Origin of the sequence: Paractinoplanes abujensis (genome assembly GCF_014204895.1) — a bacterium.
Classification (GTDB): Bacteria; Actinomycetota; Actinomycetes; order Mycobacteriales; family Micromonosporaceae; genus Actinoplanes; species Actinoplanes abujensis.
Genome location: NZ_JACHMF010000001.1, coordinates 4,272,106 through 4,297,292 on the forward strand (window position 1 = coordinate 4,272,106; position 25,187 = coordinate 4,297,292).

Annotated in this window: 26 protein-coding genes; 16 read left to right on the forward strand and 10 right to left on the reverse strand. The window is 71.8% G+C overall.

Features of this window, described 5'->3' with window-relative positions; genetic code table 11:
• Positions 1-4: 4 nt before the first annotated feature.
• The 3 genes from BKA14_RS19130 to BKA14_RS19140 are packed head-to-tail and all read right to left on the reverse strand — an operon-like array spanning position 5 to position 3,558.
• A complete protein-coding gene (locus BKA14_RS19130) occupies positions 5-787 on the reverse strand; it encodes a GNAT family N-acetyltransferase (RefSeq protein ID WP_184952291.1) in 783 nt (260 codons plus the stop codon).
• Positions 788-826: 39 nt separating this feature from the next.
• The gene (locus BKA14_RS19135; protein WP_203722432.1) at positions 827-1,579 is read right to left on the reverse strand and encodes a phosphotransferase family protein; all 753 of its coding nucleotides are present in this window, start codon (positions 1,577-1,579) and stop codon (positions 827-829) included.
• Complete coding sequence (locus BKA14_RS19140) at positions 1,576-3,558, reverse strand: S9 family peptidase (protein WP_184952292.1); 1,983 nt, start codon at positions 3,556-3,558, stop codon at positions 1,576-1,578. The genes BKA14_RS19135 and BKA14_RS19140 overlap by 4 nt, the downstream gene beginning before the upstream one ends.
• 97 nt (positions 3,559-3,655) lie before the next feature.
• Here BKA14_RS19140 and BKA14_RS19145 point away from each other — a divergent pair, with 97 nt between their 5' ends.
• The 6 genes from BKA14_RS19145 (at position 3,656) to BKA14_RS19170 (ending at position 9,800) form a co-directional block, all read left to right on the forward strand.
• The gene (locus tag BKA14_RS19145) at positions 3,656-4,780 is read left to right on the forward strand and encodes an ROK family protein (RefSeq protein ID WP_184952293.1); all 1,125 of its coding nucleotides are present in this window, start codon (positions 3,656-3,658) and stop codon (positions 4,778-4,780) included.
• 104 nt (positions 4,781-4,884) lie between these two features.
• Positions 4,885-5,937: an ABC transporter substrate-binding protein gene (locus BKA14_RS19150; RefSeq protein WP_184952294.1), complete on the forward strand. Its 1,053-nt coding sequence runs from the start codon at positions 4,885-4,887 to the stop codon at positions 5,935-5,937.
• Positions 5,934-6,764 carry an ABC transporter permease gene (locus BKA14_RS19155; RefSeq protein ID WP_184952295.1) on the forward strand — a complete coding sequence of 277 codons (831 nt, stop codon included), beginning with the start codon at positions 5,934-5,936 and terminating at the stop codon, positions 6,762-6,764. The genes BKA14_RS19150 and BKA14_RS19155 overlap by 4 nt, the downstream gene beginning before the upstream one ends.
• Positions 6,740-7,459 (forward strand): ABC transporter ATP-binding protein, encoded by a 720-nt coding sequence (locus BKA14_RS19160; RefSeq protein ID WP_184952296.1) that lies wholly within the window; start codon positions 6,740-6,742, stop codon positions 7,457-7,459. Before BKA14_RS19155 ends, BKA14_RS19160 begins: the two co-directional genes overlap by 25 nt.
• Complete coding sequence (locus BKA14_RS19165) at positions 7,456-8,808, forward strand: LLM class flavin-dependent oxidoreductase (protein WP_184952297.1); 1,353 nt, start codon at positions 7,456-7,458, stop codon at positions 8,806-8,808. The genes BKA14_RS19160 and BKA14_RS19165 overlap by 4 nt, the downstream gene beginning before the upstream one ends.
• A gap of 47 nt (positions 8,809-8,855) precedes the next feature.
• The gene (locus BKA14_RS19170; RefSeq protein ID WP_184952298.1) at positions 8,856-9,800 is read left to right on the forward strand and encodes a hypothetical protein; all 945 of its coding nucleotides are present in this window, start codon (positions 8,856-8,858) and stop codon (positions 9,798-9,800) included.
• Positions 9,801-9,917: 117 nt separating this feature from the next.
• Here the strand turns inward: BKA14_RS19170 and BKA14_RS19175 are convergent, their stop codons facing one another.
• Entirely contained in the window at positions 9,918-10,379 is a 462-nt protein-coding gene (locus BKA14_RS19175; protein ID WP_184952299.1) for a DUF3291 domain-containing protein, read from the reverse strand.
• Positions 10,380-10,401: 22 nt separating this feature from the next.
• Positions 10,402-11,007 (reverse strand): helix-turn-helix transcriptional regulator, encoded by a 606-nt coding sequence (locus tag BKA14_RS19180; RefSeq protein WP_184952300.1) that lies wholly within the window; start codon positions 11,005-11,007, stop codon positions 10,402-10,404.
• A 145-nt stretch (positions 11,008-11,152) separates the two neighbouring features.
• On the opposite strand from BKA14_RS19180, the gene BKA14_RS19185 reads away from it, so the two are divergent.
• The 8 genes from BKA14_RS19185 to BKA14_RS19220 all read left to right on the forward strand — a co-directional run bounded on the left by BKA14_RS19185 (position 11,153) and on the right by BKA14_RS19220 (position 20,030).
• Positions 11,153-13,390, forward strand: a complete 2,238-nt coding sequence (locus tag BKA14_RS19185; RefSeq protein WP_184952301.1) for a hypothetical protein — start codon at positions 11,153-11,155, stop codon at positions 13,388-13,390.
• A 351-nt stretch (positions 13,391-13,741) separates the two neighbouring features.
• On the forward strand, positions 13,742-14,476 hold the full coding sequence (locus BKA14_RS19190) for an IclR family transcriptional regulator (RefSeq protein ID WP_184952302.1): 735 nt from the start codon (positions 13,742-13,744) through the stop codon (positions 14,474-14,476).
• Positions 14,477-14,526: 50 nt separating this feature from the next.
• Positions 14,527-15,297, forward strand: a complete 771-nt coding sequence (locus BKA14_RS19195) for a 2-keto-4-pentenoate hydratase (protein WP_184952303.1) — start codon at positions 14,527-14,529, stop codon at positions 15,295-15,297.
• A complete protein-coding gene (locus tag BKA14_RS19200) occupies positions 15,297-16,217 on the forward strand; it encodes an acetaldehyde dehydrogenase (acetylating) (RefSeq protein WP_203722424.1) in 921 nt (306 codons plus the stop codon). The genes BKA14_RS19195 and BKA14_RS19200 overlap by 1 nt, the downstream gene beginning before the upstream one ends.
• Positions 16,214-17,227, forward strand: coding sequence for a 4-hydroxy-2-oxovalerate aldolase (gene dmpG / locus BKA14_RS19205; protein ID WP_184952304.1), 1,014 nt, complete (start codon positions 16,214-16,216; stop codon positions 17,225-17,227). Before BKA14_RS19200 ends, dmpG begins: the two co-directional genes overlap by 4 nt.
• 216 nt (positions 17,228-17,443) lie before the next feature.
• On the forward strand, positions 17,444-18,067 hold the full coding sequence (locus BKA14_RS19210; RefSeq protein WP_184952305.1) for a hypothetical protein: 624 nt from the start codon (positions 17,444-17,446) through the stop codon (positions 18,065-18,067).
• An 89-nt stretch (positions 18,068-18,156) separates the two neighbouring features.
• On the forward strand, positions 18,157-18,651 hold the full coding sequence (locus tag BKA14_RS19215; protein ID WP_184952306.1) for a Dps family protein: 495 nt from the start codon (positions 18,157-18,159) through the stop codon (positions 18,649-18,651).
• A 20-nt stretch (positions 18,652-18,671) separates the two neighbouring features.
• Positions 18,672-20,030, forward strand: coding sequence for a S28 family serine protease (locus BKA14_RS19220; protein WP_184952307.1), 1,359 nt, complete (start codon positions 18,672-18,674; stop codon positions 20,028-20,030).
• Between the two features lie 11 nt (positions 20,031-20,041).
• Here BKA14_RS19220 and BKA14_RS19225 read toward each other — a convergent pair whose 3' ends face one another.
• The 4 genes from BKA14_RS19225 to BKA14_RS19240 form a co-directional block, all read right to left on the reverse strand.
• Complete coding sequence (locus BKA14_RS19225) at positions 20,042-21,040, reverse strand: IS481 family transposase (protein ID WP_184952308.1); 999 nt, start codon at positions 21,038-21,040, stop codon at positions 20,042-20,044.
• Positions 21,041-21,178: 138 nt separating this feature from the next.
• A complete protein-coding gene (locus BKA14_RS19230) occupies positions 21,179-21,853 on the reverse strand; it encodes a 4a-hydroxytetrahydrobiopterin dehydratase (RefSeq protein WP_184952309.1) in 675 nt (224 codons plus the stop codon).
• A gap of 69 nt (positions 21,854-21,922) precedes the next feature.
• Entirely contained in the window at positions 21,923-22,354 is a 432-nt protein-coding gene (locus tag BKA14_RS19235; RefSeq protein WP_311776108.1) for a pentapeptide repeat-containing protein, read from the reverse strand.
• A complete protein-coding gene (locus tag BKA14_RS19240; RefSeq protein ID WP_184952311.1) occupies positions 22,308-23,156 on the reverse strand; it encodes an AraC family transcriptional regulator in 849 nt (282 codons plus the stop codon). The genes BKA14_RS19235 and BKA14_RS19240 overlap by 47 nt, the downstream gene beginning before the upstream one ends.
• A 71-nt stretch (positions 23,157-23,227) precedes the next feature.
• Here BKA14_RS19240 and BKA14_RS19245 point away from each other — a divergent pair, with 71 nt between their 5' ends.
• On the forward strand, positions 23,228-23,656 hold the full coding sequence (locus BKA14_RS19245) for an ester cyclase (RefSeq protein WP_184952312.1): 429 nt from the start codon (positions 23,228-23,230) through the stop codon (positions 23,654-23,656).
• Here the strand turns inward: BKA14_RS19245 and BKA14_RS19250 are convergent.
• Positions 23,637-24,512 (reverse strand): alpha/beta fold hydrolase, encoded by an 876-nt coding sequence (locus BKA14_RS19250; protein ID WP_184952313.1) that lies wholly within the window; start codon positions 24,510-24,512, stop codon positions 23,637-23,639. The two genes, BKA14_RS19245 and BKA14_RS19250, sit on opposite strands and share 20 nt — an antisense overlap.
• 47 nt (positions 24,513-24,559) lie before the next feature.
• Between BKA14_RS19250 and BKA14_RS19255 the strand changes: the two genes are divergently transcribed.
• The gene (locus BKA14_RS19255; RefSeq protein ID WP_184952314.1) at positions 24,560-25,186 is read left to right on the forward strand and encodes a TetR/AcrR family transcriptional regulator; all 627 of its coding nucleotides are present in this window, start codon (positions 24,560-24,562) and stop codon (positions 25,184-25,186) included.
• Position 25,187: the final 1 nt, after the last annotated feature.

A 25,187-nucleotide genomic window follows, 5' to 3' on the forward strand; every position in this document is an offset into this window, starting at 1 on the left:
GGCTCTACGCCCGGCGGATCCAGTCGTGGTTCTCGCGCAGCTGGGTGAAGCCGGCCGACCGGTAGAGCGCGACCGCGGCCACGTTCGACACCGGCGTCACCACGGCGACCGCGCTCGCGCCCCGCGCGGCCAGGGCCGCGCACGCACCCCACACGGCCTCGCGGCCGTAGCCGTGGCCGCGGTGATCGGCGTGGGTGCCGACCGGTTCCAGCAGCCCGCATCGGCCCTCGCCCGCGAACCAGCCGGTCGCGGCGGCCGCCGGTTCACCGGCCGGGGTGCGGACCAAGACGTCGTCGGCCAGCGCGGCCGCCGGGGACCGCAGCATCGCCTGGCGCCTCTCGATCGTAAAAGTCGAGTTCTTGAAAGCCGACCGCTGCACCAGCACCCGGTCGGCCACGTCGCCCGCGCCGACCGGCTGGGCGCGGGTCGTCACCGGCCGCGGCGTCCACGACAGCACGGCCCAGGCGTCCGGGTCACGGTCCCATCCGGGCATGGGCAAGCCGTCCACCGAACCCGGTGCCCCGTCGAACAGCTCCTCGACCTCGGCCGCCAGCGCCTCGCGGTCCGCGCTGGGGGCGGTGGTCACCCGCAGCACGCCGTCGTCGAGATATCCGACCGCCACCGGCGCCTCGCCGTCGGTCCACAACAGGGCTTCCGCGTCGTCGAAGCGCAGGTGCCACCCCAGGTCGCCGGGATGCAGCCCGCCGCTCGGCGCGTCGGCCGGGGTCCACTCGGCCAGCGCCCGCAGGGCCGGACCGGTCTCGGCAGAGCTCAGGCGATGCCGCATGGGAGGACCTTAGCCAGCCCGCCGCGCGGCGGCGAACGATTAATCGCGCATCCGGGCCCGGAGCACGTCGAACTCGCAGCCCGGTGTGTCCGGGTCGAAGCCGTGCTCGATCAGCCAGCGCGACGCCGTCAGGCTGCGCACCGACCACCACCCCCGGATCACCGCGACGTCGACGTCGGTCCCGTACCCGGCGAGCAGGTCGTCCAGCCGGTCCTCCTGCCCGAGGGTCATCACGGCCAGGTCGAGCAGCGCGTCGCCCTGGGCCGCCTCCGACCAGTCGATCACGCCGTTCAGCTCGTCGCCGGAGACGAAGAAGTGCATGGTCTGCAGATCGCCGTGGGTGAAGGCCGGCTTCCAGGGCCGCAGCGCGGCCGCGGCAACCTCCCGGTTGCGCCGGACGAGCTCGGCCGGGAGCACGCCGTTGGCGACGAGCCACTCGCATTCGGTGTCGAGCTCCGCCACCATGTCGTCCAGGCCGGGCCCCACCCAGGGTGGCAGCGGCGCCTCGTGCAGCCTCCGCACCGCGGCCCCGGCCGCCGCCCACGCCCCCGCCGAGGCGGTCGACGGCGTGCCGAGACGGCCGAGGGCCTGACCGGGCACCTTCGCGATGGCCAGCACGTTCGGCTTGCGCCACAACACTTCCGGGGTCGGCACCGGGGCCAGGGCCATCGCCTCGACCTCGACGTCGAGCCGCCCCGGATTGCCGTCGACCTTCACGAAGACGTCGCCCACGCGCAGGGTCGCGCGCTCGCTGTGCGCCACGACCACCTCGACCTCGTCCACGGCGGTCACCCGAACAGGTCCGGGCGCTCCCACTGCGCACCGCGTACGTGGTGGTCGAGGAAGGCCAGAACGGTGGCGTACCAGGCCTTGGCGTTGCCCGGGGTGAGGATCCAGTGGTTCTCGTCGGGGTAGTAGAGGAACTTGTGCGGCACCCCGTCCGTCTTGGACCGGGACACCAGGTCCCACCACAGGCGCAGCCCCTCCCCGATGGGCACGCGGTAGTCCTTGTCGCCGTGGATCACCAGCATCGGGGTGGTGATGGCGTCGGCGAAGCGGTGCGGCGAGTTCTCCCGCTGCCGCTCGGGGCTCAGCTCGCGCGACCAGTAGAACGAGAAGTCGGTGGTGCCGGTGAACTGGTCCAGCGACCACAGGCTCGCGTGGCTGACGATGGCGTCGAAGCGGTCGGTGTGCCCGGCGACCCAGTTGGCCATGTAGCCGCCGAACGAGCCGCCGGCCGCCGCCGTCCGGGTCTCGTCGATGTCGGGCCGGGCCACGACCGCGTCGGTGATCGCCATCAGGTCGGTGTAGGGCTTGTCGCCCCAGGCGCCCCAGCCGCGCCTGATGAACTCGTAGCCGTAGCCGGTGGACAGGGCCGGGTCGGGCATCAGCACCGCGTAGCCCCGGGCCACCCAGACCCACGGGTTCCACCGCCACGACCAGGAGTTCCACGAGCTGATCGGCCCGCCGTGGATCTTCAGCACCAGCGGGAAGGGCGCGCCGTCCCCGCCGGGCAGAGCCAGCCACCCCCGTACGCGGGTGCCGTCGGCCGCCGTCGTCTCGACCTCTTCGAGGCGTCCGGGCAGGTCCGGTGCCTCGGCCGGGCCGCGCAGGAACTCGACGGCGCCCTCGCCCGTGAGGCTCACCCGGACGGGCGCCGGCGGGCTGTCGACGGCGCTGCGCAACGCGTACGCCCACCGGCCGTCCGGCGCGACGCGGACGTCGTAGTAGAAGCCGTTGTCGGAGGTCAGCCGGGTGACCTCACCGGTTTCGGCGTCGACCCGCCACAGCGGCGCGCGCCCGTCGTCGTCGGCCGCCACGATCAGTGTGGCGCCGTCCGGCGTCCAGCGGGCAGCTTCGGGCCGGCGGTCCCACCCGGCGGTCAGATCCCGTACGGCTCCGCCTGCCACCGGCATGAGGGCCAGCCAGGAGTCGCCCGGCTCCTCGGGTGTGGACACTTCGTGCACCGTGAACGCCACGGTGGCACCGTCGGGCGAGATGCGCGGCGCGCCGTACTCGTGGGCGGGGCCGGCGGCCAGGTCGCGCCGCTCACCGGTGGCCACGTCGATCGCGACCAGCGTGGTGCGCAGCGAGCCGCCCTGCTCGGTGATCGTCCAGGTGGTCACGACGGTGCGCCCGTCGGGGGTGATGTCCCAGTCGGCGTCGGCGTCCAGCGCCACCCCGGCGTGCCCGGTGAGGTCGCGCAGGTCCAGCTCGTCGGTCAGGGCCGCGGTGACCAGCCGGGGCCGGGCCGGGCCGAGGTCGGAATCCCAGAAGCGGATCGGGTAGCCCTCGTGCAGGATCGCCGAGACCCCGGACTCCTTGCGCCGCTTGCGGACGTCCTTGTCGTCGTCGACGCCGGTCGCCGAGGGCAGCAGGGCCGACCCGGCCACCAGCGTGCCGTTCGCGCTGACCTGGACGCCGTGCACTCCCCCGGGCAGTTTGGCCAGCACGTACGCGTCGCCGCCGCCCGCGGGCTGCCGCCACAGCGCGGAACCCTCCTCGCCGTCCTCGAGCTCACGCGCGGACGTGAAGAGCAGATCTCCCTCCGGCGTGAACGCGGCCGCCGCCTCGCCCTTCAGGCTGCGGGTCAGGCGCCGGGCGGGCCGCTCGGCGCGCGGGTCGACCTCCCACAGCGCGGTGGTGTAGCGATCGTTCTCCTTGTTCGGCGTGGCCAGGCCGACCACCAGGCGGTCGCCGCCGGGCGCGAGCCACAGCCCGTCGACACGAGGCAGGCGAACGTAGGCGTCGAGATCCGCGAAATCACTCACCCGACCGTTTCTATCACCGCGGGCCCGGTGTTACCGACCCTGAAACGTCCTATGACGCCTGGCCTGCGGGCGCCTCGGCCGGCGTTAGCCTGCTGAGATGGACTCGGCCGGGGCGGTGCTGCGCGCCGTGCTCGACCACGGCCCGGTCGCCCGCAGTTCGGTGGCCCGGGCGACCCGGCTGTCGGCCGCCTCGATCAGCGGCGTCGCGACCTCGCTGCTGAGCCGGGGCCTCATCCGGGAGGCGCCGGAGGCCGCGGGGCGCCCGGGCATCGGCCGCCCGACCGTGCCACTGGTGATCGACGCCGAGGCGGTGGCGGTGATCGGCGTGCACATCGCTGTCCCGCACGCCACGGTGGCCCTGCTCGACCTGCGGGGCCGGGTGATCGAGCAGCATCGCGAGCCGCACGCCGGGCGCGATCCGGCGAGTGTGCTGGACCGGGTCGCCGAGCGGATCGGCCGGCTGCGCCGGCGGCGCCGGGTGCTGGGTGTCGGCGTCGCCACCGGCGGGTGGGTGGACGCGGTGACCGGCACGGTCGTGGAGCATCCGGCGCTGGGCTGGCGCGATGTGCCGGTGGCGGCCACGCTGTCCCGGGCCACCCGTTTTCCCGTACGGGTGGACAGCAACTCGCGGGCCCTGCTGCGCGCGGAGCAACTGTTCGGCGCGGTCGCCGGGCGGGCCCGGCAGAGCGCGGTCCACCTGTTCGCGGGCAACGTGGTCGACGTGGCCTTCGCGACCGGCGGCGTGGTGCATCAGGGGCCGCGTTCGGCCGCCGGGGCAGTCGCGCACCTGAACGTCGAGGGGTGCACCGAGCGCTGTTCGTGCGGCCGTACGGGCTGTCTGCAGGCGGCCGTCTCGGAGCAGACCCTCGTCCGCCGCTCGGGCGCCACCGACCTGCTCGCCCTGGTCACGGCGGCTCAGGAGGGTGACGCGCGAGCGCTGGGACTGTTCCACGAGCGGGCCCGGCTCGTGGGCCGGGCCGCGGCGCTGCTGCTCGACCTGTTCGACCCCGAGGTGCTGGTGGTGGCCGAGGCGGGCGCCAACCGGGTCCCGGCCTGCCTGGCCACGCTGCGGGCCGAGGTCGCGGCCTGGTCGGCCGCGGGCGCCGACGTCGCGCGGGTGGTCCATGCCACCAGCTTCCCGACCACCGTACTTGCCGTGGCAGGCGGCGCGGTGGCGCTCGACCACATCTACGCGCAACCCCTTTCACCTGCGCGTATTTAATTCAGTCGAGCACTTGGTTGCCTTGTTCTCCTAGCTGCTTAGTATGAATTGCAGCGCGCGCTCCCCCGCACCGTGAATCCTTCGCACCGTGAACGGAGCCCCCTGTGAGGAGACTGTTTTCCCTGTCGGCCGCCGTCCTGCTGGCCGCCACCGTGGCGGCCTGCGGCGACGACGGCGGCGCGGCCCTGGAGCTGACGGCCGCGCTGCCCGAGCAGGTGCCCAGCGGCACCGAGATCCGCATCGGCGACCCGGCGATCCAGGCCGTCCTGGGCGCCTCGGGCCTGGACAAGGAGCTGAGCGAGGCCGGCGTCACGGTCGAGTGGGCCAACATCAGCGGCGGCCCGCAGAGCATCCAGGCGTTCCGGGCCGACAAGCTCGACTGCAGCGCGGTGGCCGACATCCCGTCGCTGTTCGCCGCGTGGACCGGCACCTCCACCAAGATCGTGTTCCAGTCCGTGATCGTCGACCCCCTCACCCACCCGATCTATCAGCTCGGCGTCGCGCCCGGCGTGACCGTCACGTCCCTGGCCGACCTGCGCGGCAAGAGGATCGCCTACAGCGCCGGGCAGGCCCAGGGCGCACTGGTGCTGCGGGTGCTGCAGAAGGCCGGCCTGACCCAGAAGGACGTCACGCTGGTCGAGCTGACCAGCACCGGCGACTCGTACGTGACCGCGCTGGGCAGCAAGGCCGTCGACGTGGCGCCGATCGGGGCGGCCAACGTGAAGATCTACAAGGGCAAGTATCCCGGGGCCACGGCGATCCTGACCGGCATCCGCGACGACGCGTCCACCCTGTACTGCCTGACCTCCGCGGTGCAGGACGCCGAGAAGGCCGCGGCGCTCAAGGTCTACGTCGGACTGCGGGCCAAGGCGCTGCTGTGGCAGAACGACAACCCCGACGGCTACTCGAAGGCGTACCTGCAGGCGGTCCAGGGTCTGAGCGCGGCGGACGCGAAGGACGTCATCGCCGCCGACGGCGCCAAGGGCATCCCGGCCACCTGGGACAACGCCATCGCCCGGCTGCAGGCGACCGCCGACCTGCTGGCGGCCGAGCAGAAACACGACAAGCTCGACGTGACCACGCTGGTCGACCGGCGCTTCGAGAAGGTCGAGGCCGAGGCGGCCGGCTCGAAGGTCGTCACCGGTGATGCCGCATGACCGTCACCGAGGCCCCGCCCACCCCGTACGAGGGTGACGTGCGCGTCGTCCGCCGCCGGCTCGGCCCGGGCCGCCGCTTCCGGGGCGCGTTCTGGGTCGGCCCGGCCGTGGTGCTGGCGATCTGGTCGGCCGGCTCGGCCACCGGCCTGATCAAGCCGGCCATCCTCACCTCGCCGTGGGACGTGGTCGTCGCGTTCGGCGAGCAGTGGACCGACCACGACCTGCTCGGCGACATCCTGTCGTCGCTGTCCCGGGCCGCTTCGGGCCTGGCCGTCGGCGTCCTCGCCGGCGCGGTGCTGGCGGTGCTGTCCGGGCTGTCGCGGGCCGGCGAGTCGCTGATCGACGGGCCCATCCAGATCAAGCGGTCGATCCCCACGCTCGCCCTGATCCCGCTGTTCATCGCCTGGTTCGGCATCGGCCAGGAGATGAAGATCGTGACCATCGCGCTGATCAGCCTGGTGCCGATCTACGTGCACACCCACAACGGGCTGCGCGGCATCGACGGCCGCTACGCCGAGCTGGCCGAGACCCTGGACCTGCGCCGCGGCGAGTTCGTGCGGCACGTGGTGCTGCCCGGCGCGCTGCCCGGATTCCTGCTCGGCATGCGCTTCGCGGTCACGTCGTCGCTGCTCGGCCTGGTCGTGGTCGAGCAGTACAACGCCACCGCGGGCATCGGCCACATGATCACGCTGGCCGAGCAGTACGGGCAGACCGACGTGATCGTGGTAGGCCTGGTCATCTACGGCATCTTCGGCTACTGCGCCGACACCGCCGTCCGCCTCACCGCACGGAAGGTGCTCGCATGGCGACAGACACTCGAGGGCTGACCACCGAACCCGCCGTCCGGGTCCGCAGCCTGCACCGCAGCTTCACCGCGAACGGAGGCGTGCTCAACGGCCTCGACCTGGACATCGCGGCGGGCGAGTTCGTGGCGCTGATCGGGCGCTCCGGCACCGGCAAGAGCACACTGCTGCGGGCCCTGGCCGGGCTCGACCGCGACGTCGCCGGGCGTGGCCGCATCACGGTCCCCGCGTCGGTGTCGGTCGTCTTCCAGGACTCGCGGCTGCTGCCCTGGAAACGCGTGCTCGACAACGTGGTGTTCGGGCTGCGCGGCAGCGACGCCGACCGGCGCGGGCGGCAGGCCCTGGCCGAGGTCGGGCTGGCCGGGCGCGAGCGGGCGTGGCCGTTCGAGCTGTCCGGCGGCGAGCAGCAACGCGCGTCGCTCGCGCGCTCCCTCGTACGGGAACCGCAGTTGCTCCTGGCCGACGAGCCGTTCGGCGCGCTGGACGCGTTGACGCGCATCCGGATGCACGCGTTGCTGCGCAAACTGTGCGAGGCCCACCGGCCCGCCGTGCTGCTGGTGACGCACGACGTGGACGAGGCGATCGTGCTGGCCGACCGCGTGATCGTGCTCGACGGCGGTGTGGTGCGCACCGACGTACGGGTGGAACCGGACCGCCCGCGGGACGAACTGCGCGCATTCCTGCTGGCCGAACTGGGAGTCGAAGGGGAGGGCCGATGAGCCGCCAACTGCACTTCAACCTGTTTCTGCACGACACCGGGCACCACGAGGCGTCGTGGCGGCTGCCCGCCGCCGACCCGTACGCGAATCTCTCGCTCGCCGCCCACCAGCATCTGGCCCGGGTGGCCGAGGACGCCAAGTTCGACTCGGTCTTCCTGGCCGACAGCCCGGTGCTGTGGAGCGACCCCGGCCGCCGCCCGGCCGGCAAACTGGAACCGACGCTGCTGCTGGCCGCCCTGGCCGCCGGCACCAGCCGGATCGGCCTGATCGCGACCGCGTCGACCTCCTACAACGAGCCCTACAACCTGGCCCGCCGGTTCGCCTCGCTCGACCACCTCTCCGGCGGCCGGGCCGGCTGGAACATCGTGACCACGGCCGGGGACGCCGCCGCGCGCAACTTCGGGCTGGCCGGCCAGCCGTTGCACCGGGCCCGCTACGAACGCGCCGACGAGTTCCTCGACGTGTCGACCAAACTGTGGGACAGCTGGGCCGACGACGCGATCGTGGCCGACAAGGCGGCCGGGGTGCACGCGCTGAGTGAGCGGGTGCGAGCGATCGCGCACGAAGGTGCGCACTTCCGCGTCGAGGGCGCGCTCAACGTGCCGCGCTCGCCACAGGCCCACCCCCTGCTCGTGCAGGCCGGCTCGTCGGAGGACGGCAAGGACTTCGCCGCCCGCTGGGCCGAGGCCGTCTTCACCGCGCAGCCCACACTGGCCGAGAGCCAGGCCTTCTACGCCGACCTCAAACGCCGGGTGGCCGCGGCCGGGCGCGACCCCGATCACGTCGTCATCCTGCCCGGCATCGTGCCGGTCATCGGGGCCACCGAGGCCGAGGCGCGCGAACTCGACGCCGAACTGGACCGGCTGATCGCGCCGCAGTACGCCATCGGCACGCTCGCGCACACCCTGCGCGTCGACCCCGCACGGCTGCGCCTGGACGAGCCGCTGCCCGACGACCTGCCCGGCGAGGACGAGATCGAGGGGGCCAAGAGCCGGCGCACCCTGATCGTCGACTGGGCCCGCCGCGACAACCTGACCGTGCGCCAGCTCATCGGCAAACTCGGCGGCGGGCGCGGGCACCGCACGTTCGCCGGCACCCCCGTGCAGGTCGCCGACACGATCCAGCACTACTTCGAGCACGGAGCGGCCGACGGGTTCAACATCATGCCGGCCGTGCTGCCCTCGGGCCTCGAGGCGTTCGCCACCGAGGTCGTCCCCATCCTGCAGGAGAGAGGCTTGTTCCGTACGGATTACACCGGCACGACGCTGCGCGAGCACTACGGACTCCCCCGGCCCGCCAACCGGTTCCCGGCGCCGAAGAAGGCGGCACTCTCGGCATCGGCCGGGTGACCGGCCCCGACGGACGGCGCGCGCCGAAGGCGCCTACCCTCACGGCCGTGACAGATGTGGTACTGGGTGAGGTGACGTGCCCGTCGGGGCAGTTGGTCGTCATGGACGGCGGCTATCTCGAAATGTGGTCCGGCAACCGGGTGCCCGCCGACGACGAACACCCCGCGAGCGACTTCGCGATCGTAGGCCCGGACGCGGCTGCGGCCGCGGAGTCGTTCGACCGGCAGACCGGCCTTCGCCTGTACGACATCCCCGCGCACGCCGTCACCGATGTCGTCGCCTCGTTCGCCGCCCACTGCCGGGAACGGGGGCACGACGCGAGCCTGCGCCCGTTCGAGCGGCAGGTGCCCCACCGCGAACGGGTCCGGCACGCGATCGCCGCCCGGGAACCCGGCTTCATCGTGATGGGCGTGCCGGTGCTGGCGCTGGAGGTGCCGTCGGACCGTCCCTTGCGCGTCACCGCCACTCCCGGCGAGCACGGCTGGAAGTCGATGCGGGTCGACCTCCGCGACGCGCCGGTGGCCGACTCCTGGCAGTTCTGGCAGCTGGGCGTCGACTGGGCCCGTTTCGTCTTCGCCGACGCCGACGCGCTCAACTCCTGGGAACACCACCGCCCGCTGGACGGCCTGGCCGACCTGGTCTTCTGGGGCCGCGACCAGGAACAGATAGCGGCCGAGTTCGACGCCCCGGCGTTCGGCTGGGAGAACCTCCCGGTGGCCGAGGCCTACGAACGCGGCCTGGCCCTCGAGGCCCGGCACAACCAACCCGGCGGACCCAAGTTCGCGTACGACTTCCGCCCGCACTCCCACCACTGGCAGGCGATGGCCCTGGTCCGCGCCTCCCCCCACGAGGCCGGCGTCATCCGGGTCGCCGGCGCCGACATCCTCATGGCCATGACCTCGGTCGGCGACGGCTTCTTCCCCGTCCACCTCGAAGTCGGCCCGTCGGGCGATCCGGCCGCCCTCCGCATCGACATCACCGGCGAGGACTGACGGATTCAGCCGGTCCGCTCCCCGGCCGGCTGAACACCGCTGACGGCGGCGAGCATCTGCTGCCGCCTGGACAAACGTTCACCGCGAGCCTCGATCCGGCGCCGCGATGACGCAGATTCAGGGAAGCGCCGACGGAGCCGGGGCGGGGAAAGGCACGCGGAGGGTGAAGGCTTCGGGGGCCGGGCCGTTGTGGCGCAAGGCCTCCAGGCGGGCGGCGGCCTCGGCCACGTCGGGGAGGGTGCCGGCCGGGTGCCACCACAGGACCAGGTGCGGTGTCTCCATCGGCAGGAACCAGTCGCGGCGGCGGCGGAGTGAGGCCAGGTGGTCGGTGCGGTAGGTGAAGGTGCGCAACGCTTCGACCGACTCCCAGACCGTGAGGTTGACGATGACGTCGGGGCCGAAGGGGCGCAGGGCGGTGGCGTCGCCGGAGTCGTCCTGCAGGCGCCAGATGTAGCCGGGGGTCCGCTCGGCCAGGGCGTTGATCTCGGGCAGCTGGGCCACGAAGTCGGCCAGGGCCGGGTCGTCGAGCGGGGCGCGCAGGCGGGCGATGTTCAGCTGGGCGAGGTGGTGTGCGGCCATGCGGGCAGCCTAACCGTCTATGTCAATCGCTTTTGTTTTTAGAAGTGAGGGCGACGCAGCACCCGGCCGGGCCGGGGTCCAGGCGGGCGTCGGCGCCGAGACCCTCCAGCAGGGCCAGGTTGAGGCCGCAGACCAGGCCGGGGTGGGACTGCGCGAGCGCGTGGAACGGGCAGTTGCGCAGCCGGATCGTGTGGCCGGCGTCCTCGTACGGCTCGTAGCCCAGCTCGGTCAGCCGCGGCATCAGGTCGCCGCCGGCCAGCTCGGCACCCTGTTCGCGGGCGGCGGCGTAAAGGGCGGGCTCGGCGCCGGCCCGTTCGACGGCGGCGGCCAGCACGGTGGCCAGCAGGCGGTAGTCGCGCGGGGGCAGCGACACCGCGTGCTCGGCGTCGCTGCGGTGGTAGAGCTTGGCCGGGCGGCCGGCGCCGGGGCCGCCGCTGCGTTTGGCGTACGACGTGTCGAGCAGCCCGGCCTCGGCCAGCTTGTCGAGGTGGAAGGCGGCCAGCGTGCGCCCGATGCCGACACCGTCGGCGACCTCGTTGCGCCCGACCGGTTCGGCCCGCGCGACCACGAACTCGTACACCGCGCGGCGCAGCGGCTCCCGCAACGCCCCCAGGGCCTCCAGCGACATGGCCCCGACGCTACCCGCGCGGCGGACGGATCCGGCGCGGGTCGCAGGGAGAGCACCGGCGGGTCCCGGATGCGGGGCAGCCGTCCGGATCGGGGACTGTCTATGATCTGGCCGCCCGATCTCGCGGGCCGGTACGGGGAGTCCCATGAAGAAGTTGCTTTTGTCCATCTGCGCGGCGCTGCTCGCCGCGACCACTGTGGCCGGTGCGCCCGCGGCCGCCGCAGCTGCCGGCTGCGGGGGCACCCTCGCCATCGGCGCGGTGGCCGCTTGTGAGTCGATCAGCGGCACGCAGGAGCACGTCTACTTCGTCAGCGTGCCCAAGGCCAACGACGTTCTCTACACCATGCTGACCCGGGGCAGCGGCGAGTCGCCGCGGGCGAGTGTCACCGGGCCCACCGGCGCCGACGTCTGCCTGATCACCTCGGACGCCGGGCGCTGCGAGCTGAAGGGCGCCGGCACCTACAAGATCGTCGTGTCGCTCTACTTCGGTGGGACCGGTGACTACACGCTGGGCGTGCAGTCGCTCAAGTCGCCGTCGTCGTGCACGACGCTGGCCGCCTCGTTCTTCTCGTTCGCCTCGACCGGGCAGCCGGGCTCGCTGCCGGCCGGCGCGCCGGGCGACTGCTTCCGGTTCAATCAGCCCACCGGCAGCGTGCTGCGGCTGTGGGCGCCCAAGGGCAACGGTGACCTCCAGGGCGACATCCTCGACGCCGACCTGCAGTACGTCTGCAAGATCCGGTACGCCCAGAACTGCACGCTCACCGGCTCCGGGCCCTACCGGCTCACCCTGGCCGAGGCGTACGGCAACGCGACCCCGTACACGCTGCGCATGTCCCGCATCTCGAACGCGGCCGGGTGCCAGGTGCTCAAGAACGCGCCGTTCGGCGACCCCGCCGCGTACGAGGGAACCGGGAGTCTGCCGCAGCAGGAGGACGTCGTCTGTCACAAGACGCGGGTGACCGCCCCCGGCTCGCTCGGCGTGCGCATCTTCGACGTGCAGAGCATCTCGTGGACGGTCTACGACGACGCGGGCCAGGCGATCTGCTCGAAATGGGGCCGGGAGCCGTGCGCGTTGCCGGCGGCCGGCGACTACACGGTCATCTCCGAGAGCCAGGGCTGGGAGCCGATCGACTATCGGATCGCGGTCAACGCCCTGGCCCGCAACACCGGCTGCGCGGCCGCGACCGGGCTGTCGTGGGCGGCCGACGCGCTCGTCGTGCACCAGACCTCGCCCGTGCAGACGAACTGCCACCCGTTCCGGGGCACCGCCGGTGACCGGGTCGTCGCGTACGCGTCGCCGACCTCCTACAACGAGGCCGGCACGACGATCGTCGACAGCACCGGCGCCGAGGTCTGCCCCGGTAACAGCGAGGAGGACGGCTGCGTCCTGCCCGCCACCGGCACCTACCGGGTCGTCTCCTACCTGAGCATGTGGGGCCCGGACGCCACCGACGAGACCTACAAGCTGCAGGTACGCCGGTTGTCCCAGCCCGCCGGCTGCCCGGTGGTGCGGCTCGGGGCCTACAACGAGCCGCCGGCCGGGGCGCTGGGCGGGATCCGGTGCCGGACGCTGGTCGTCACCGAACCCGGCGCGTACAGCGTCCGCGGCTTCGACGACGAGAACTACCCGAAGTACGGGCAGCTGTACGACGGCAGCGGTCTCAAGGTGCGCGCCGACAACCTGCCGGCCGGCCGGTTCACCTGGGTGGTCGACGGCAGCTCGCCCGGGGTGATCGACAACGACACCACGTACGTGACCTCGTTCCTGCCCGCCAAGCCGTCCGGCTGCCCCGCGGCGGCCGCCGGCACCGCCTGGAAGGGCGAGTACGCCCAGCCCGGACAGGTGTTCTGCCGCTCGCTCGACGTGCCGCAGGGGGCCCGGCTGGCCCAGTTCCGGCCGACCGACGGGGTGCTGCCCGAGGCCCACCTGCTCGACGGGGCCGGGAACTACGTGTGCGACTCGGCCACGCTGAACCAGTACAGCTGCCCGCTCAACGAGCCCGGCCCGTACACGGCCGTGCTCGAGCAGCGGCAGGGGGTGGCCCCGGGCGCGTTCGCGACCGCGTTCACCCGGGTCGACGGCACGCCGGACTGCCCGGCTCTGCCCGCCGGCGGTACGACCGTGCAGACCGGCGCCGACCGGTTCACCGCCTGCTTCAGCATTCCGGCCGACCAGCACGGCGCGACGGAGAAGTTCACGTATCAGCGCACTTCGGGCGCGGGTACGGCCCGGCTCTCGGTCTTCACCGCCGACGGCGTCCGCTACTGCCGCACCGGCGACGCCCCGGAGCGCACGGTCACCTGCACGACGCCCGCCGGCCCGCTGACCGTGGTGCTGGAGGGCCCGCTCGCGGGAAGTGAGTTCCGGCTGACCCGCGGCTGACCACCGGCGAACGGCCGGGTGCCCCCGTTCGCGGGAGGTGCCCGGCCGTTCTGCGCATGGACGGCCGGCGAGAAAGGCCGGAAACACTTGCCGCTCCGCGGACATGGTGAGCTGTGACAGCGATGCGGCACCGGCAGCGGTACGAGGAGACGTACGCCGGACGGTTACTTCACGGCCTGGTGGCCCAAGCGCAAGCCCGGCACCATCGCCGGCCGGCTGATCGACTACTCCGGCTACAACGGCTCGCCCAACCCCGAGGTCACGATCACGCTCACGACCGGGCGGACGATCGTGACACGGATCAAGGACTACGACGTCAACCAGTGATCGCCCCGGACATAGGCTGACCCCATGTCGGTCGTGGGGAAGGTGTCGCTGATCCTGGACGCCTTCACCGCCGAGGACCGCGGGATCGGATTCGCCGAGTTGCAGCGGCGGACCGGTCTCGCGAAGGCGACTCTGCACCGGCTGAGCGGCGAGATGGTCGACGCGCGGCTGCTCGACCGGGTCGACGGCAAATATCACCTCAGCGGGCACCTGTTCGCGCTGGGCATGCGGGCCTCCGTCGAGCGCAGCCTGATCGAGGTGGCCACGCCGTTCCTGGAGGACCTTTACGAGCGTACGCACGAGACCGTGCACCTGGGCCGGCGTGAGGGCACCGAAGTCGTGTACGTGGCCAAGATCGGCGGGCACCGGCAGGCCCGGGCGCCGTCGCGGCTGGGTGGGCGGCTTCCGCTGCACGCCACGGCCATCGGCAAGGCCCTCCTGGCGTTCGCCCCCGATCCCGTACGGGCTGAGGTGCTCGCCCGGCCGCTGGAGCGGCTGGCCCCGCGGACGGTGACGTCGGCCGCGCTGCTGCGGCGCCAGCTCGACGAGGCGGCCGAGACGGGCCTGACGTACGAGGCGGAGGAGTCGGCGGTCGGCATCGTCTGCGTCGGCGCGCCGGTGCTCGACGCGGACGACGTGGCCGTGGCGGCGATCAGCGTGGCCGGGCCGTCGACCCGCTTCCAGCCGCAGAAACACGGGGCCGCGGTGAAGGCGGCAGCGGCCGAGATCGCCATAACGCTGGCTCGTCGTTCCGCATAACGGAACTTTTCGCTAGGACAAACCGGCCCCGGGCAGGCATCGTCAACCCCATGACATCGCCAGCGGCCCAGCGCCTGCTCGACGCGGCCCGCACGGGAACCCCGTGTGCGCCGGTCCGTGACCTGATCGGGGCCGACGACATCGCGGCCGCCTACGCCGTGCAGCGCGAACAGACGCTGCTGCGCGAGAGGAGCGCGCCGATCGTCGGGCACAAGATCGGGCTGACCAACCCGGCCGTGCAGCAGCAACTCGGCGTCGACCAGCCCGACTTCGGGGTCCTGTTCGCCGACATGGACGTCAGCGCGCTCGACGTGGTGCCGGTGGCCGGGCTGCTGCAGCCGCGCATCGAGGCCGAGGTCGCGTTCCTGCTCAAGGCCGACCTCACCGGTGACTTCACGGCGGACGACGTACGGGCCGCGGTCGATCTGGTCGCCCCGGCCCTCGAGATCGTGGACAGCCGGGTCGCGGGCTGGGACATCAGCATCGCCGACACCGTCGCCGACAACGCCTCCAGCGGGCTGTTCGTGCTGGGCCCGGCCCGCAGGACGCTGGATGAGGTCAGCCCGGTCGACGTGCAGATGGAGATGACCGTCGACGGCGAGGTCGTCTCCAAGGGCTCCGGCGCGGCCTGCCTGGGTGACCCGCTGACCGCCCTGGCCTGGCTGGCCACCGCCGCCCGCGACTACGGCGACCCGCTGCGGGCCGGGCAGGTCGTACTCTCGGGCGCGCTCGGGCCGATGGTCCCGGTCACGCCGGGCATGCGCGTGCACGCCACCCTCACCGGCCTCGGGCCGGTTTCCGCAAACTTCGGGGAGGCCTGATGGGTACGAAAGTTGCCGTCATCGGCTCGGGCAACATCGGCACCGACCTGATGATCAAGATTCTGCGGCTGTCGGAGAAGCTGGAGATCGCGGCCATGGTCGGGATCGACCCCGCCTCCGACGGGCTCGCCCGCGCCGGCCGGCTCGGGGTGGCCACGACCGCCGAGGGCGTCGACGGCCTGATCGCGATGGACGGCTTCGACGACATCGAGATCATCTTCGATGCGACCTCGGCCGGGGCGCATCTGGCCAACGCGAAGAAGCTGGAGCCGTACGGGAAGATCTTGATCGACCTGACGCCCGCCGCGATCGGCCCGTTCGTGGTGCCCGCGGTCAACCTCGACATCCACGAGGGCGCGCGCAACATCAACATGGTGACCTGCGGGGGTCAGGCGACGATTCCGATCGTGGCCGCCGTGTCGCGGGTCGCGCCGGTGCCGTACGCGGAAATCGTCGCCTCGATCGCGTCGAAGTCGGCCGGACCGGGGACGCGGGCCAACATCGACGAGTTCACCGAGACGACCGCGCACGCGATCGAGAAAGTCGGCGGGGCCACCCGCGGCAAGGCGATCATCGTGCTCAACCCGGCCGACCCGCCGCTGATCATGCGGGACACGGTGCTGTGCCTGGTCGACGCGCCCTCCGCGGTCGAGCGCGAGGAGATCACAGCGTCGGTCGAGGCCATGGTCAAGACCGTTTCCGGGTACGTCCCGGGTTACCGGCTCAAGCAGCAGGTCCAGATCACGCCTGTGCCCGGGGACCAGCCGGTGCACACGCTGGCCGGTGACGCGCCGGTGACCCACCAGGTGTCGGTGTTCCTCGAGGTCGAAGGGGCCGCGCACTACCTGCCCGCGTACGCGGGGAATCTCGACATCATGACCTCGGCCGCCATCGCCGCGGCGGAGAGGATCGCATCATGACGACTAGCTTGTTCATCCAGGATGTGACCTTGCGGGACGGCATGCATGCCGTACGGCACCGGATGGAACTCGACTCCGTGGCGAAGATCGTCGGAGCGCTGGACGCGGCGGGTGTCGACGGCATCGAGGTCTCGCACGGCGACGGGCTCGCGGGCGGCAGCCTCAACTACGGCCCCGGCTCGCACACCGACTGGCAGTGGCTCGAGGTGGCCGCGGCCAACATCAACAACGCCCGGCTGACCACGCTGCTGCTGCCCGGCATCGGCACCATCGCCGAACTCAAGCAGGCGTACGCCCTCGGGGTGCGCTCGGTGCGCATCGCCACCCACTGCACCGAGGCCGACGTCTCCGCGCAGCACATCGCCACGGCCCGCGAGCTGGGCATGGACGTCTCCGGCTTCCTGATGATGAGCCACATGGCCCCGCCCGACGTGCTGGCTAAGCAGGCCAAGCTGATGGAGTCGTACGGGGCCCACTGCGTCTACGTCACCGACTCGGGCGGCCGCCTCATGATGGACGGGGTCCGCGACCGCATCCGCGCCTACCGCGAGGTGCTCGACCCGGCCACCGAGATCGGCATCCACGCCCACGAGAACCTGTCGCTGTCCGTGGCCAACTCGATGATCGCCGTCGAGGAGGGTGTCTACCGCGTCGACGCCTCCCTCGCGGGCCAGGGCGCCGGCGCCGGCAACTGCCCGATCGAGCCGTTCGTGGCCGTGGCCAACCTTAACGGCTGGGAACACCGGTGCGACCTGTTCGCCCTGCAGGACGCGGCCGAGGACCTCGTACGCCCGTTGCAGGACCGGCCGGTGCGGGTCGACCGCGAGACGCTGACCCTCGGCTACGCCGGCGTCTACAGCTCGTTCCTGCGCCACGCCGAGGTGGCCGCCGCGCGGTACGGCGTCGACGTCCGCACGATCCTGGTCGAGGTGGGCCGGCGCGGCCTGGTCGGCGGCCAGGAGGACCTGATCGTCGACATCGCCCTGGACCTGACCGCCGGGCGCGCTTGACCCCGTACGGCCGGCTCGCTCGAGGCGGGCCGCCGTCGCGCGGGTGTCGTGCCCGCCGTGCTTCTGGTGGCCGCAGGCGATCCTCCGGTGGCGGATCAACCGGAGACTGGCTCGGCCCGGCGACGCCCCGCTCGAGCCGCGGCGGCAAGGCTCGTTGCGGGGTGGAACCGCTGTGCCACGATTCCAGGATGGACGGTTCGGCTCGGAAGCGCCGGCGTGCTTGAGGACTGGGGGACCGGCGGAAATCTTGTGGTGGCGGTGCTGCAGCCGCTGCTGCTGGCGGGTGTGCTGACGGCGAGCACGGCCGGTGCCGCCGCCGGGTTCGAGCCGCAATGGCCGGTGGGGGCGGGTTTCGTCGTGGCCGGTCTGCTGTGGGTCGGCTCGATCTGCCTCTACGCCCGGATCGGCCCGCTCGGGTTGTCCTGTCTTCTGCTCCTGTTCGTGTTCGTCGGCACGATCATCGTGTCGGCCACCGGGGTGATGTCCGAGCGGGGTGTGCGTACTACTTGCGTCGTGACCGGCATCGACAAGCAGACGCGGACCGTCACCACGTACGGCTCGCAGAATCAGGCGCCGTCCACCACCACGGAGACGTACTACGTGCACGCGCTCGACTGCGCCGCTCCGCAGGTCACCTCGATCACCTCGGGCGGACACGTGGCCGAGGTCGGCGGCTCGGCCGACATCGACTACGACCCCGAAGGGCAGTTGGGCCCCATGCCGGCCGGCCTCACCGACAGTCACGACACGCTGCGGTTCTGGGTCTACGTCGCTCTGGGCGCGGCCGTGCTGCTGCGGGTGATCGGTGTGCTCTGGGAGTGGTACGACCCTTGGCTCTGACTGTGGCCGCCGTTACCCGGTCCTTTTCTTGAATGATTCAAGTTTAGGGCTAGTGTTCAGGGCGAGATCCACTCAAGGGAGGACCGAAGATGACCATCACTCAGGACGTCCCGACCCCGTACCTCTTCCGCGCCACGCCCGCCCAGACCGACCGGCTGCAGCGGGTCCTGGTCGACCTCGTCGCCCTGCACCTGCACGGCAAGCAGGCCCACTGGAACATCGTCGGGCCCAACTTCCGGGACCTGCACCTGCAGCTCGACGAGCTGGTCGACATCGCCCGCGAGGCCGGCGACACGATCGCCGAGCGGATGCGGGCCCTGGGCGCCGTGCCCGACGGGCGGCCCGCCGTCGTGGCCGCGCACACCGCCCTGGGCGACCTCGGTCCCGGCGAACTGGCCACCGGTGACGCCGCCACCCGGGTGGCCGGGCTGATCGGCCAGGCCGTGGCCACGATCCGCGAGGTGCACGACGCGGTCGACGCCGAGGACCCGACCACCGCCGACATCCTGCACGGCATCGTGCACGATCTGGAGAAGCAGGCCTGGATGCTCACCGCGGAAAATGCGACTCCCCGCCGGTCATGATCATCGATTAATCTACGTGAATGCGTCGACTGCTGGTGGTTCTCGGCTCCGTTCTGGCTCTGCTCCTGCCCGCGGTGCCGGCCACCGCGGCCGACGACCTGCTCGACCGGCTCCGGGCCATCCCGGGGCTGAGCGTCGTCTCGGAGACCCAGCCCACCGGCTACCGGTTCTTCGTGCTGACCTACCGCCAGCCGATCGACCACAAGCATCCCGGCCGGGGCACGTACGAGCAGCGCCTGACCCTGCTGCACCGCTCGCTCACGGCCCCGGTCGTGCTGGCCACCAGCGGCTACGGGCTGGCCGCGAACCCGCAGCCGGGCCGCACCGAGCCGACCCGCCTGCTCGACGGCAACCAGGTCTCGGTCGAGCACCGGTTCTTCACGCCGTCGCGGCCCGCGCCGGCCGACTGGGACGACCTGACCATCTGGCAGGAGGCCACCGACGAGCACCGGATCGTCACGGCGCTCAAGACGGTCTACTCGGGCCACTGGATCCAGACCGGTGGCAGCAAGGGCGGCATGACCTCGGTCTACCACCGGCGGTTCTATCCCAACGACGTCAACGGCGTGGTGGCCTACGTGGCGCCCAACGACGCGCTCAACGACCTCGACGGCGCGTACGACCGGTTCTTCACCACGGTGGGTGACGCGGCCTGCCGCAGCGCGCTCGACGGCGTGCAGAAGGAAGCTCTGAAAAGACGCGATCGGCTGGTGCCGCGGCTCGAAGCCGCCGGTTACACCTACTCCCGTACGCTCGGGACCGCCGACCGGGCGTACGAGATGACCGTGCTCGACACCGTGTGGGCGTTCTGGCAGTACCGGCTCGCGGCCGACTGCGCGACCGTGCCCGCGGCGACCGCCAGCGACGACGAGCTGTTCGACTGGATCGACGACGTGGCCGGGTGGTCGTTCTACACCGACCAGGGCCTCGAACCGTACTGGCCGTACTACTACCAGGCCGCCAACCAGCTGGGCTGGCCCTCGCTGAAGTTCCCGCACCTGCGCGGCCTGCTGCGCTATCCGGGGCTCTACACGGCCAACTCGTCGCTGCCGGCCGAGCTGCGCTCCCGGCACAACCCGTTCCCGATGATCGACGTCGACCTCTGGGTGCGCACGCTCTCGCAGCGCATGCTGTTCATCTACGGCCAGAACGACCCGTGGGGAGCCGAGCGCTTCAGCCCGAGCCGCCGCGACTCGGCCCTGTACGTGGCGCCGGGCGCCAACCACGGCGCCAACATCGCCCGGCTCGCCCCGGACGAGGCCGCCGAGGCCACGGCCACCCTGCTGCGCTGGGGTGGTGTCTCCGCGAACGCGGCGAAGAGCCTGTGGCCGGCGGCCGACCTGCCCGACGAGGACATGATCGAGCCGCCGCGCAGCTGAGGCCCGGCCCGCTAGGTGTGCTGTCCAGGGACGTTGGTCAACCGGGTGAACGGTGGTAGGCCGTTGGTGGCGGTGTGGGGCCGGTGATAGTTGTAATGATGCAGGAAGGCCGGTAGTGCCTTCCTGCGGGCTTGTTCGCTGTTGTAGAAGCGGGCGTAGGCCCAGCCGTCGTTGAGGGTGCGGTGGAAGCGTTCGACTTTGCCGTTGGTTTGCGGGCGGTAGGGCCGGGTTTTCTTCGGCCGGATACCGAGTTCGGTGCAGGCGTCGCGCCAGGCGTAGGACTTGTAGGCCGATCCGTTGTCCGACAGCACCCGTTCGACGGTCACGCCGCGTTGAGCGAACCAGGCGACGGCGTTGCGGAGTACGCCGATCGCGGTGGCGGCTTTCTCATCGGTGTGGATTTCGGCGTAAGCGACGCGGGAGTGGTCGTCGATGACGGTATGCACGAATGCGGTGCCCACTTGCGGTGTGTAGATCTTGCTGCGGGCTCCGGTGCGCCGTGCGGTCGCTTCCCGGTTGCGGCGCCCTTGGAAGGGACCGAGGTAGCGCCAGCCGCCGCCGTCGGGAATGTTGCCGTATTTGGTGACGTCCACGTGCAGCATGGCGCCGGGCCGGTCGTGTTCGTAGCGTCGGATTGGTTCGCCGGTGACGCGGTCGATGTGGGAAAGCCGGTTGAGCCGGCACCGGGTCAGCACTGCGTGCACCGTGGATGCCGGTAGGCCCAGACGGCCGCCGATCTGAACCGGGCCGAGCCGTTGTTTCCAGCGCAGATGCACGATCTTGCGCACCGTGGGGCGTGGGGTGCGAGCCGGGCTGTGGTGCGGCCGTGACGAGCGGTCCTGCATACCGCCGGCGCCCTGTTCGCGGTAGCGGTCGGCCCAGCGTTTCGCGGTCCGCCAGGACACGTCGTATCGTTCGGCTGCTCGTGCGGGTGACCAGCCCTGATCCACGACCAGACGCGCCAGCCGCAATCGGGCGCGCGGGGTCAACGCGGCGTTAGCGTGGGACATGAAGGCCTCCTGCCTGCGGAAGTGGTTCCTAGACAGCTCCACTCCACAGCTGGAGGCCTTCACTCGTTCACGACATCAGACCTTGATCGTCAGATCGTGTCGTCGCACAACCTCGACCAACCTCCCTGGACAGCACAGCTAGGCCGTGCAGACGCAGGCCCGGTTGCCGTCCCGATCGGCGATCACCGTGAAGGACGGCGCGTGGCTGTCGTCGACGACGGTGCCGCCCGCCGCCACGGCCGCCGCGATGCGCTGCCCGGCCACCTCGGGCGCCACCCACACGTCGAGGTGGAAACGCTGCCGCGGGGTCTCGTGCTCGTCGGTGTCCTGGAACCACAGGATCGGCACCCGGCCCAGCGCGTCGCGCACGTCGTCGCCGATGGTGCCGCGGCCGTGGGCCTCGGTGCCGCCGGTCAGCAGGGCCGCCCACATCGGCGCGATCGCTTTCGCGTGCGCCGTGTCGAGGGCCAGCTCGATGGTCGTGATCGACGCCGGGTCGGCCGTGAGTCCCTGCTCGGCCGCCACCGCGCTGATCTTCTGCGCCAGGTCGGCATCGCGCCGGGTCACCCACTCGACCCGGTGCTCCCGGCCCTCGTCGTCCCGATAGACGGCGTCGTCGCTGATCAGCTTGAGGTCGACGAACCCGCCACCGGTCGTCACCCGGGCGGGCTCCCCGACGTCGGCGATGGCGGCCAGAAACCGTACGGTGGCCGGGAAGTCCTTCGTCGCGAAGCGGGCGTGAAGACCCTGGCCCAGCTTGCGCCAGTCCTTGAGACCTTCCGCCGCGATCTGCTCACCAGTCAACATGTCCATGCCGCGCACGCTAACCCCCATTCCGGACGATCCGCGTCCGGCTGAAGGTCCGGTCGGCCGACCTCCGCCTCACGGCGTCGAGACAGGCGCGGCCACGCCCGCGGGCAACCTCGTTCGCGAGTCGGTCCTCGTCCCCTTGAGCTGCTCGGAGTCCACGCGCGCGCCGGTGAGATCGGCACCTGACAGATCGGCGCCGGTCAGGTCGGCCCCCGTCAGTTCCGCACCGGCGAGCCGCGCATCTCGTAGCTCGGCATCGCTGAGATCAGCACCGGACAAGTCGGCCTGAGTCATGGTCGCCCGGGACAGGTCGGTCCGAGTCAAGCCGGCCCCGGACAGGTCAGCGGCCGAAAGGTCCGTGCCGGACAGGTCCGAACCCGGCATGCTCACCCCCGAGAGGCCCAGACGTGAACCGGTCAGGTTGAAGGAGTCCGAGCGCGTGGGCCGGTAAGCCCGATCACTTCGGATCACGGAGTTCGAGGCGGTACTCGGTGGGGGCGGCACCGGTCGCGCGGCGGAAGACTCGGGCGAAGTGCGCCTGGTCGGCGAAGCCGCAGCGGCGGGCGATGACGCCGACGGGCAGGGTGGTCGACGTCAGCAGCCGGCGTCCCTGGTCGACGCGCAGGCGCATCAGATAGCGGTAGGGGGTGATGCCCTCGGCTGCGGTGAAGACCCGGATCAGGTGGTAGCGGCTCATCCGGGCCGCGCGGGCCATGTCGGCCAGCGAGACGTCGCGGTCCAGCGCCGCGTGCAGGTAGTCCTTGAGCAGCCGGACGCGGGCGTCCTCGTGGCGCGGTGGCGACGGCAGGGTTCGGGTGAGCAGGTGCACGGCGAGGAACTCGGCCGCCGACGCCGCGTAGAGGTCGGGCGCGCCGGCGCGGGCCGCGCGTTCCAGCGTACGGATGGTCTCGGCCACCAGGGGGTCGGCCACCCGCAACGCGTCGGGCCGGCGCACCGCGCCCAGTTCGCCGGCCAGCCGCTCGGTGGTGCCGGCCGGCAGGTGCAGCTGCAGCATGGCCGACGGTTCGGAGCCTTCGGTGCGCCAGCTCAGCCGGGACGCCTGGCCGGGTGGGGTCATGCTGACGTCGCCCGCACCCAGCACAGCCGACCGCGCGCCGACCCGGACGTGGCGGCGGCCCGACACCATCACCGCGACCATCTGTTCCTCGATCGCGGGCACGGTGACGTCGTCGGCCTCGGCGGCGTGGGTCCACCGGCGCAGCAGCAGCGACCGCCAGCCCCGTTCCCAGGTGTCGAAGGTGCTGGTCGCATAGGGCTGCCCGGCATGCAGGGCCGTGCTCAACACCGCACTATTGTGCTCCCATCCCGCACTTTCGTCCGCGCCGCCGCACCCGGGCCCGGCCTAGCGTCGGGGGCATGACTTTCACCAGGGACGAACTGGTCGCGCGCCTCGTGCGGGCCGGTGAGCTGGAGGTGTCGGGCGACCACCCCGAGACCCCGTCGTACTTCGACACCGAGAAGTTCCGCTTCCACGGCCCGGACGGCTTCGAGACCGACTACGCCGGGCTGGCCGGCTACTTCACGTCGATCCGCGCTGCCTTCGACGACCGGTCGATCCGCCGCGGCATCATCGTCGTCGAGGGCGACTACATCGCCTGCCAGACCTTCATCGAGGGCACGTTCACCCGCGAGTTCACCCAGTCGCCCGTCGGCCCGCTGCCGCCCAACGGCAAACGCGTCGTCTGGGACCTCAGCAACATCTTCCGGATGGACGGGCAGGGCCGCATCGCCGAGGAGTGGGTCCGCTCCGACAATCGCGCACTGCTCACCCAGCTCCAAGCTTGAGAGCGGCCGCCACGATCCGGTCGGCGAACTCTTCGGGATGCCACAGCATCAGGTCGTGACCGGCCTCGGGAACGATCTCGGCGACGGCGTGCGGCATGTGGGCGGTGACCCGGGCCGCGACCTCGCGGGCGTCGTAGAGCTGGCTGTGCTCGCCGAGCAGCACCAACGCCGGCGCCGTGACGCGTTGCAGCTCCTCGTCGGTGAGCGGGGCGGGCACGACGTGCCGGCGCCGGAAACCGAAGGACGCCTTGACCAGCCGCATGGCGTCGTCGTCGCGCAGCGTCACGTTGCGCAGGGGCCGGGCCAGCGCGTGCCGCACCGGCCGGGGCGCGAACCCGGCCAGCCCGCACGCGATCACCCAGGCGATGAACCGCGGGCTGACCTGGCCGAAGCCACCGGGGTCGAGCAGCGCGAGCCCGGCCACGGCGTGCGGTGCGCGCAGGGCGTGACGCAGGGCGATCCAACCCCCGTACGAGGTACCGATCAGGTGGGCCCGATCGACGCCCGCCGCGGCCAGGGTCTCGCCGAGCCACTGGGACCACTCGTCGCCGCTGCCGATCGCGCGGGTCTGCACGGACGGGCCGGGCTCGCCGACGGGGTCGATCGCGATCACGGGCCGCGACGCGGCGAGCCGGCCGACGTAGGCGTGCCACCCCAGCGCCGGCCCGCCTGAGCCCGGCAGCAGCACGAACGGCTCGTTGTGACCGGAGCCGAGCCGGTGCACGCGGGTCGTGCCGAAGCTGGTCTCCACATCGGAGTCGACTGACGTGGAGGGCCAGAGCCGGTCGGCGGCCTCCCGATAGGCGGTGAGAAAACGTTCGCGGGCTCGGTTGTTGCGGAACTCGCCGACGGGCATCGCGGCCTCCTACCCCCGTTTATTTGATACGACGGTATCATGAAAGAGTGCCGAAACGGGTGGACCATGAACAGCGACGGCGGCAGATCGGCCTGGCCCTGCTGCGGATCGCCAGCACACGCGGGCTGCAATCGGCCACCATGCGCGAGGTGGCGGCCGAGGCTGGGGTCTCGTTGCGGCTCGTGCAGTATTACTTCCACACCAAGGAGCAACTCCTGGTGGCCGCCCTGGCCTATCTGGGCGAGCAGCTCACCGAACGGGTGTCGGCCGGCATCCGGGCGCTCGGCCCGGTCACGCCGCGCACCGTGGTCTACGGCACGCTCACCGCCGTGCTGCCGACCGACGAGGAGAGCGTGCGGCTGACACGGGCCTACACCGGCTTCTACACCCTGGTATTCAGCGAGCCGGAACTGGGCGAGCGGCACGGCGCCACCTATCCCGACAAGCTGGAGTCGTTGCTGGCCCGCCAGATCGCCATGGCTCAGGAGGAGGGCGCGGTGGCCGCCGATGTGGACCCGGCCCTGACCGCGGCGGCCCTGCTGGCGCTGACCAACGGGCTGGGGTCGAGCGTGCTGGGCGGCCAGCGGGACGGCGCCGCGGCCCGGCTGATCCTCGAGGACCAGCTCGGCCGGTTGTTCCGGAAACCGGATGCGCGGGGCGGGCGGGCTGATTAAC

Coding starts and splice junctions, on each gene's coding strand:
- BKA14_RS19220 (WP_184952307.1), top strand. CDS start 18,672: ATGCGTCGACTGCTGGTGGTTCTCGGCTCCGTTCTGGCTCTGCTCCTG.
- BKA14_RS19160 (WP_184952296.1), top strand. CDS start 6,740: ATGGCGACAGACACTCGAGGGCTGACCACCGAACCCGCCGTCCGGGTC.
- BKA14_RS19245 (WP_184952312.1), top strand. CDS start 23,228: ATGACTTTCACCAGGGACGAACTGGTCGCGCGCCTCGTGCGGGCCGGT.
- BKA14_RS19175 (WP_184952299.1), bottom strand. CDS start 10,379: ATGGCCGCACACCACCTCGCCCAGCTGAACATCGCCCGCCTGCGCGCC.
- BKA14_RS19190 (WP_184952302.1), top strand. CDS start 13,742: ATGTCGGTCGTGGGGAAGGTGTCGCTGATCCTGGACGCCTTCACCGCC.
- BKA14_RS19145 (WP_184952293.1), top strand. CDS start 3,656: ATGGACTCGGCCGGGGCGGTGCTGCGCGCCGTGCTCGACCACGGCCCG.
- dmpG (WP_184952304.1), top strand. CDS start 16,214: ATGACGACTAGCTTGTTCATCCAGGATGTGACCTTGCGGGACGGCATG.
- BKA14_RS19155 (WP_184952295.1), top strand. CDS start 5,934: ATGACCGTCACCGAGGCCCCGCCCACCCCGTACGAGGGTGACGTGCGC.
- BKA14_RS19200 (WP_203722424.1), top strand. CDS start 15,297: ATGGGTACGAAAGTTGCCGTCATCGGCTCGGGCAACATCGGCACCGAC.
- BKA14_RS19225 (WP_184952308.1), bottom strand. CDS start 21,040: ATGTCCCACGCTAACGCCGCGTTGACCCCGCGCGCCCGATTGCGGCTG.
- BKA14_RS19180 (WP_184952300.1), bottom strand. CDS start 11,007: ATGTCGCTGGAGGCCCTGGGGGCGTTGCGGGAGCCGCTGCGCCGCGCG.
- BKA14_RS19195 (WP_184952303.1), top strand. CDS start 14,527: ATGACATCGCCAGCGGCCCAGCGCCTGCTCGACGCGGCCCGCACGGGA.
- BKA14_RS19250 (WP_184952313.1), bottom strand. CDS start 24,512: ATGCCCGTCGGCGAGTTCCGCAACAACCGAGCCCGCGAACGTTTTCTC.
- BKA14_RS19215 (WP_184952306.1), top strand. CDS start 18,157: ATGACCATCACTCAGGACGTCCCGACCCCGTACCTCTTCCGCGCCACG.
- BKA14_RS19130 (WP_184952291.1), bottom strand. CDS start 787: ATGCGGCATCGCCTGAGCTCTGCCGAGACCGGTCCGGCCCTGCGGGCG.
- BKA14_RS19165 (WP_184952297.1), top strand. CDS start 7,456: ATGAGCCGCCAACTGCACTTCAACCTGTTTCTGCACGACACCGGGCAC.
- BKA14_RS19230 (WP_184952309.1), bottom strand. CDS start 21,853: ATGGACATGTTGACTGGTGAGCAGATCGCGGCGGAAGGTCTCAAGGAC.
- BKA14_RS19185 (WP_184952301.1), top strand. CDS start 11,153: ATGAAGAAGTTGCTTTTGTCCATCTGCGCGGCGCTGCTCGCCGCGACC.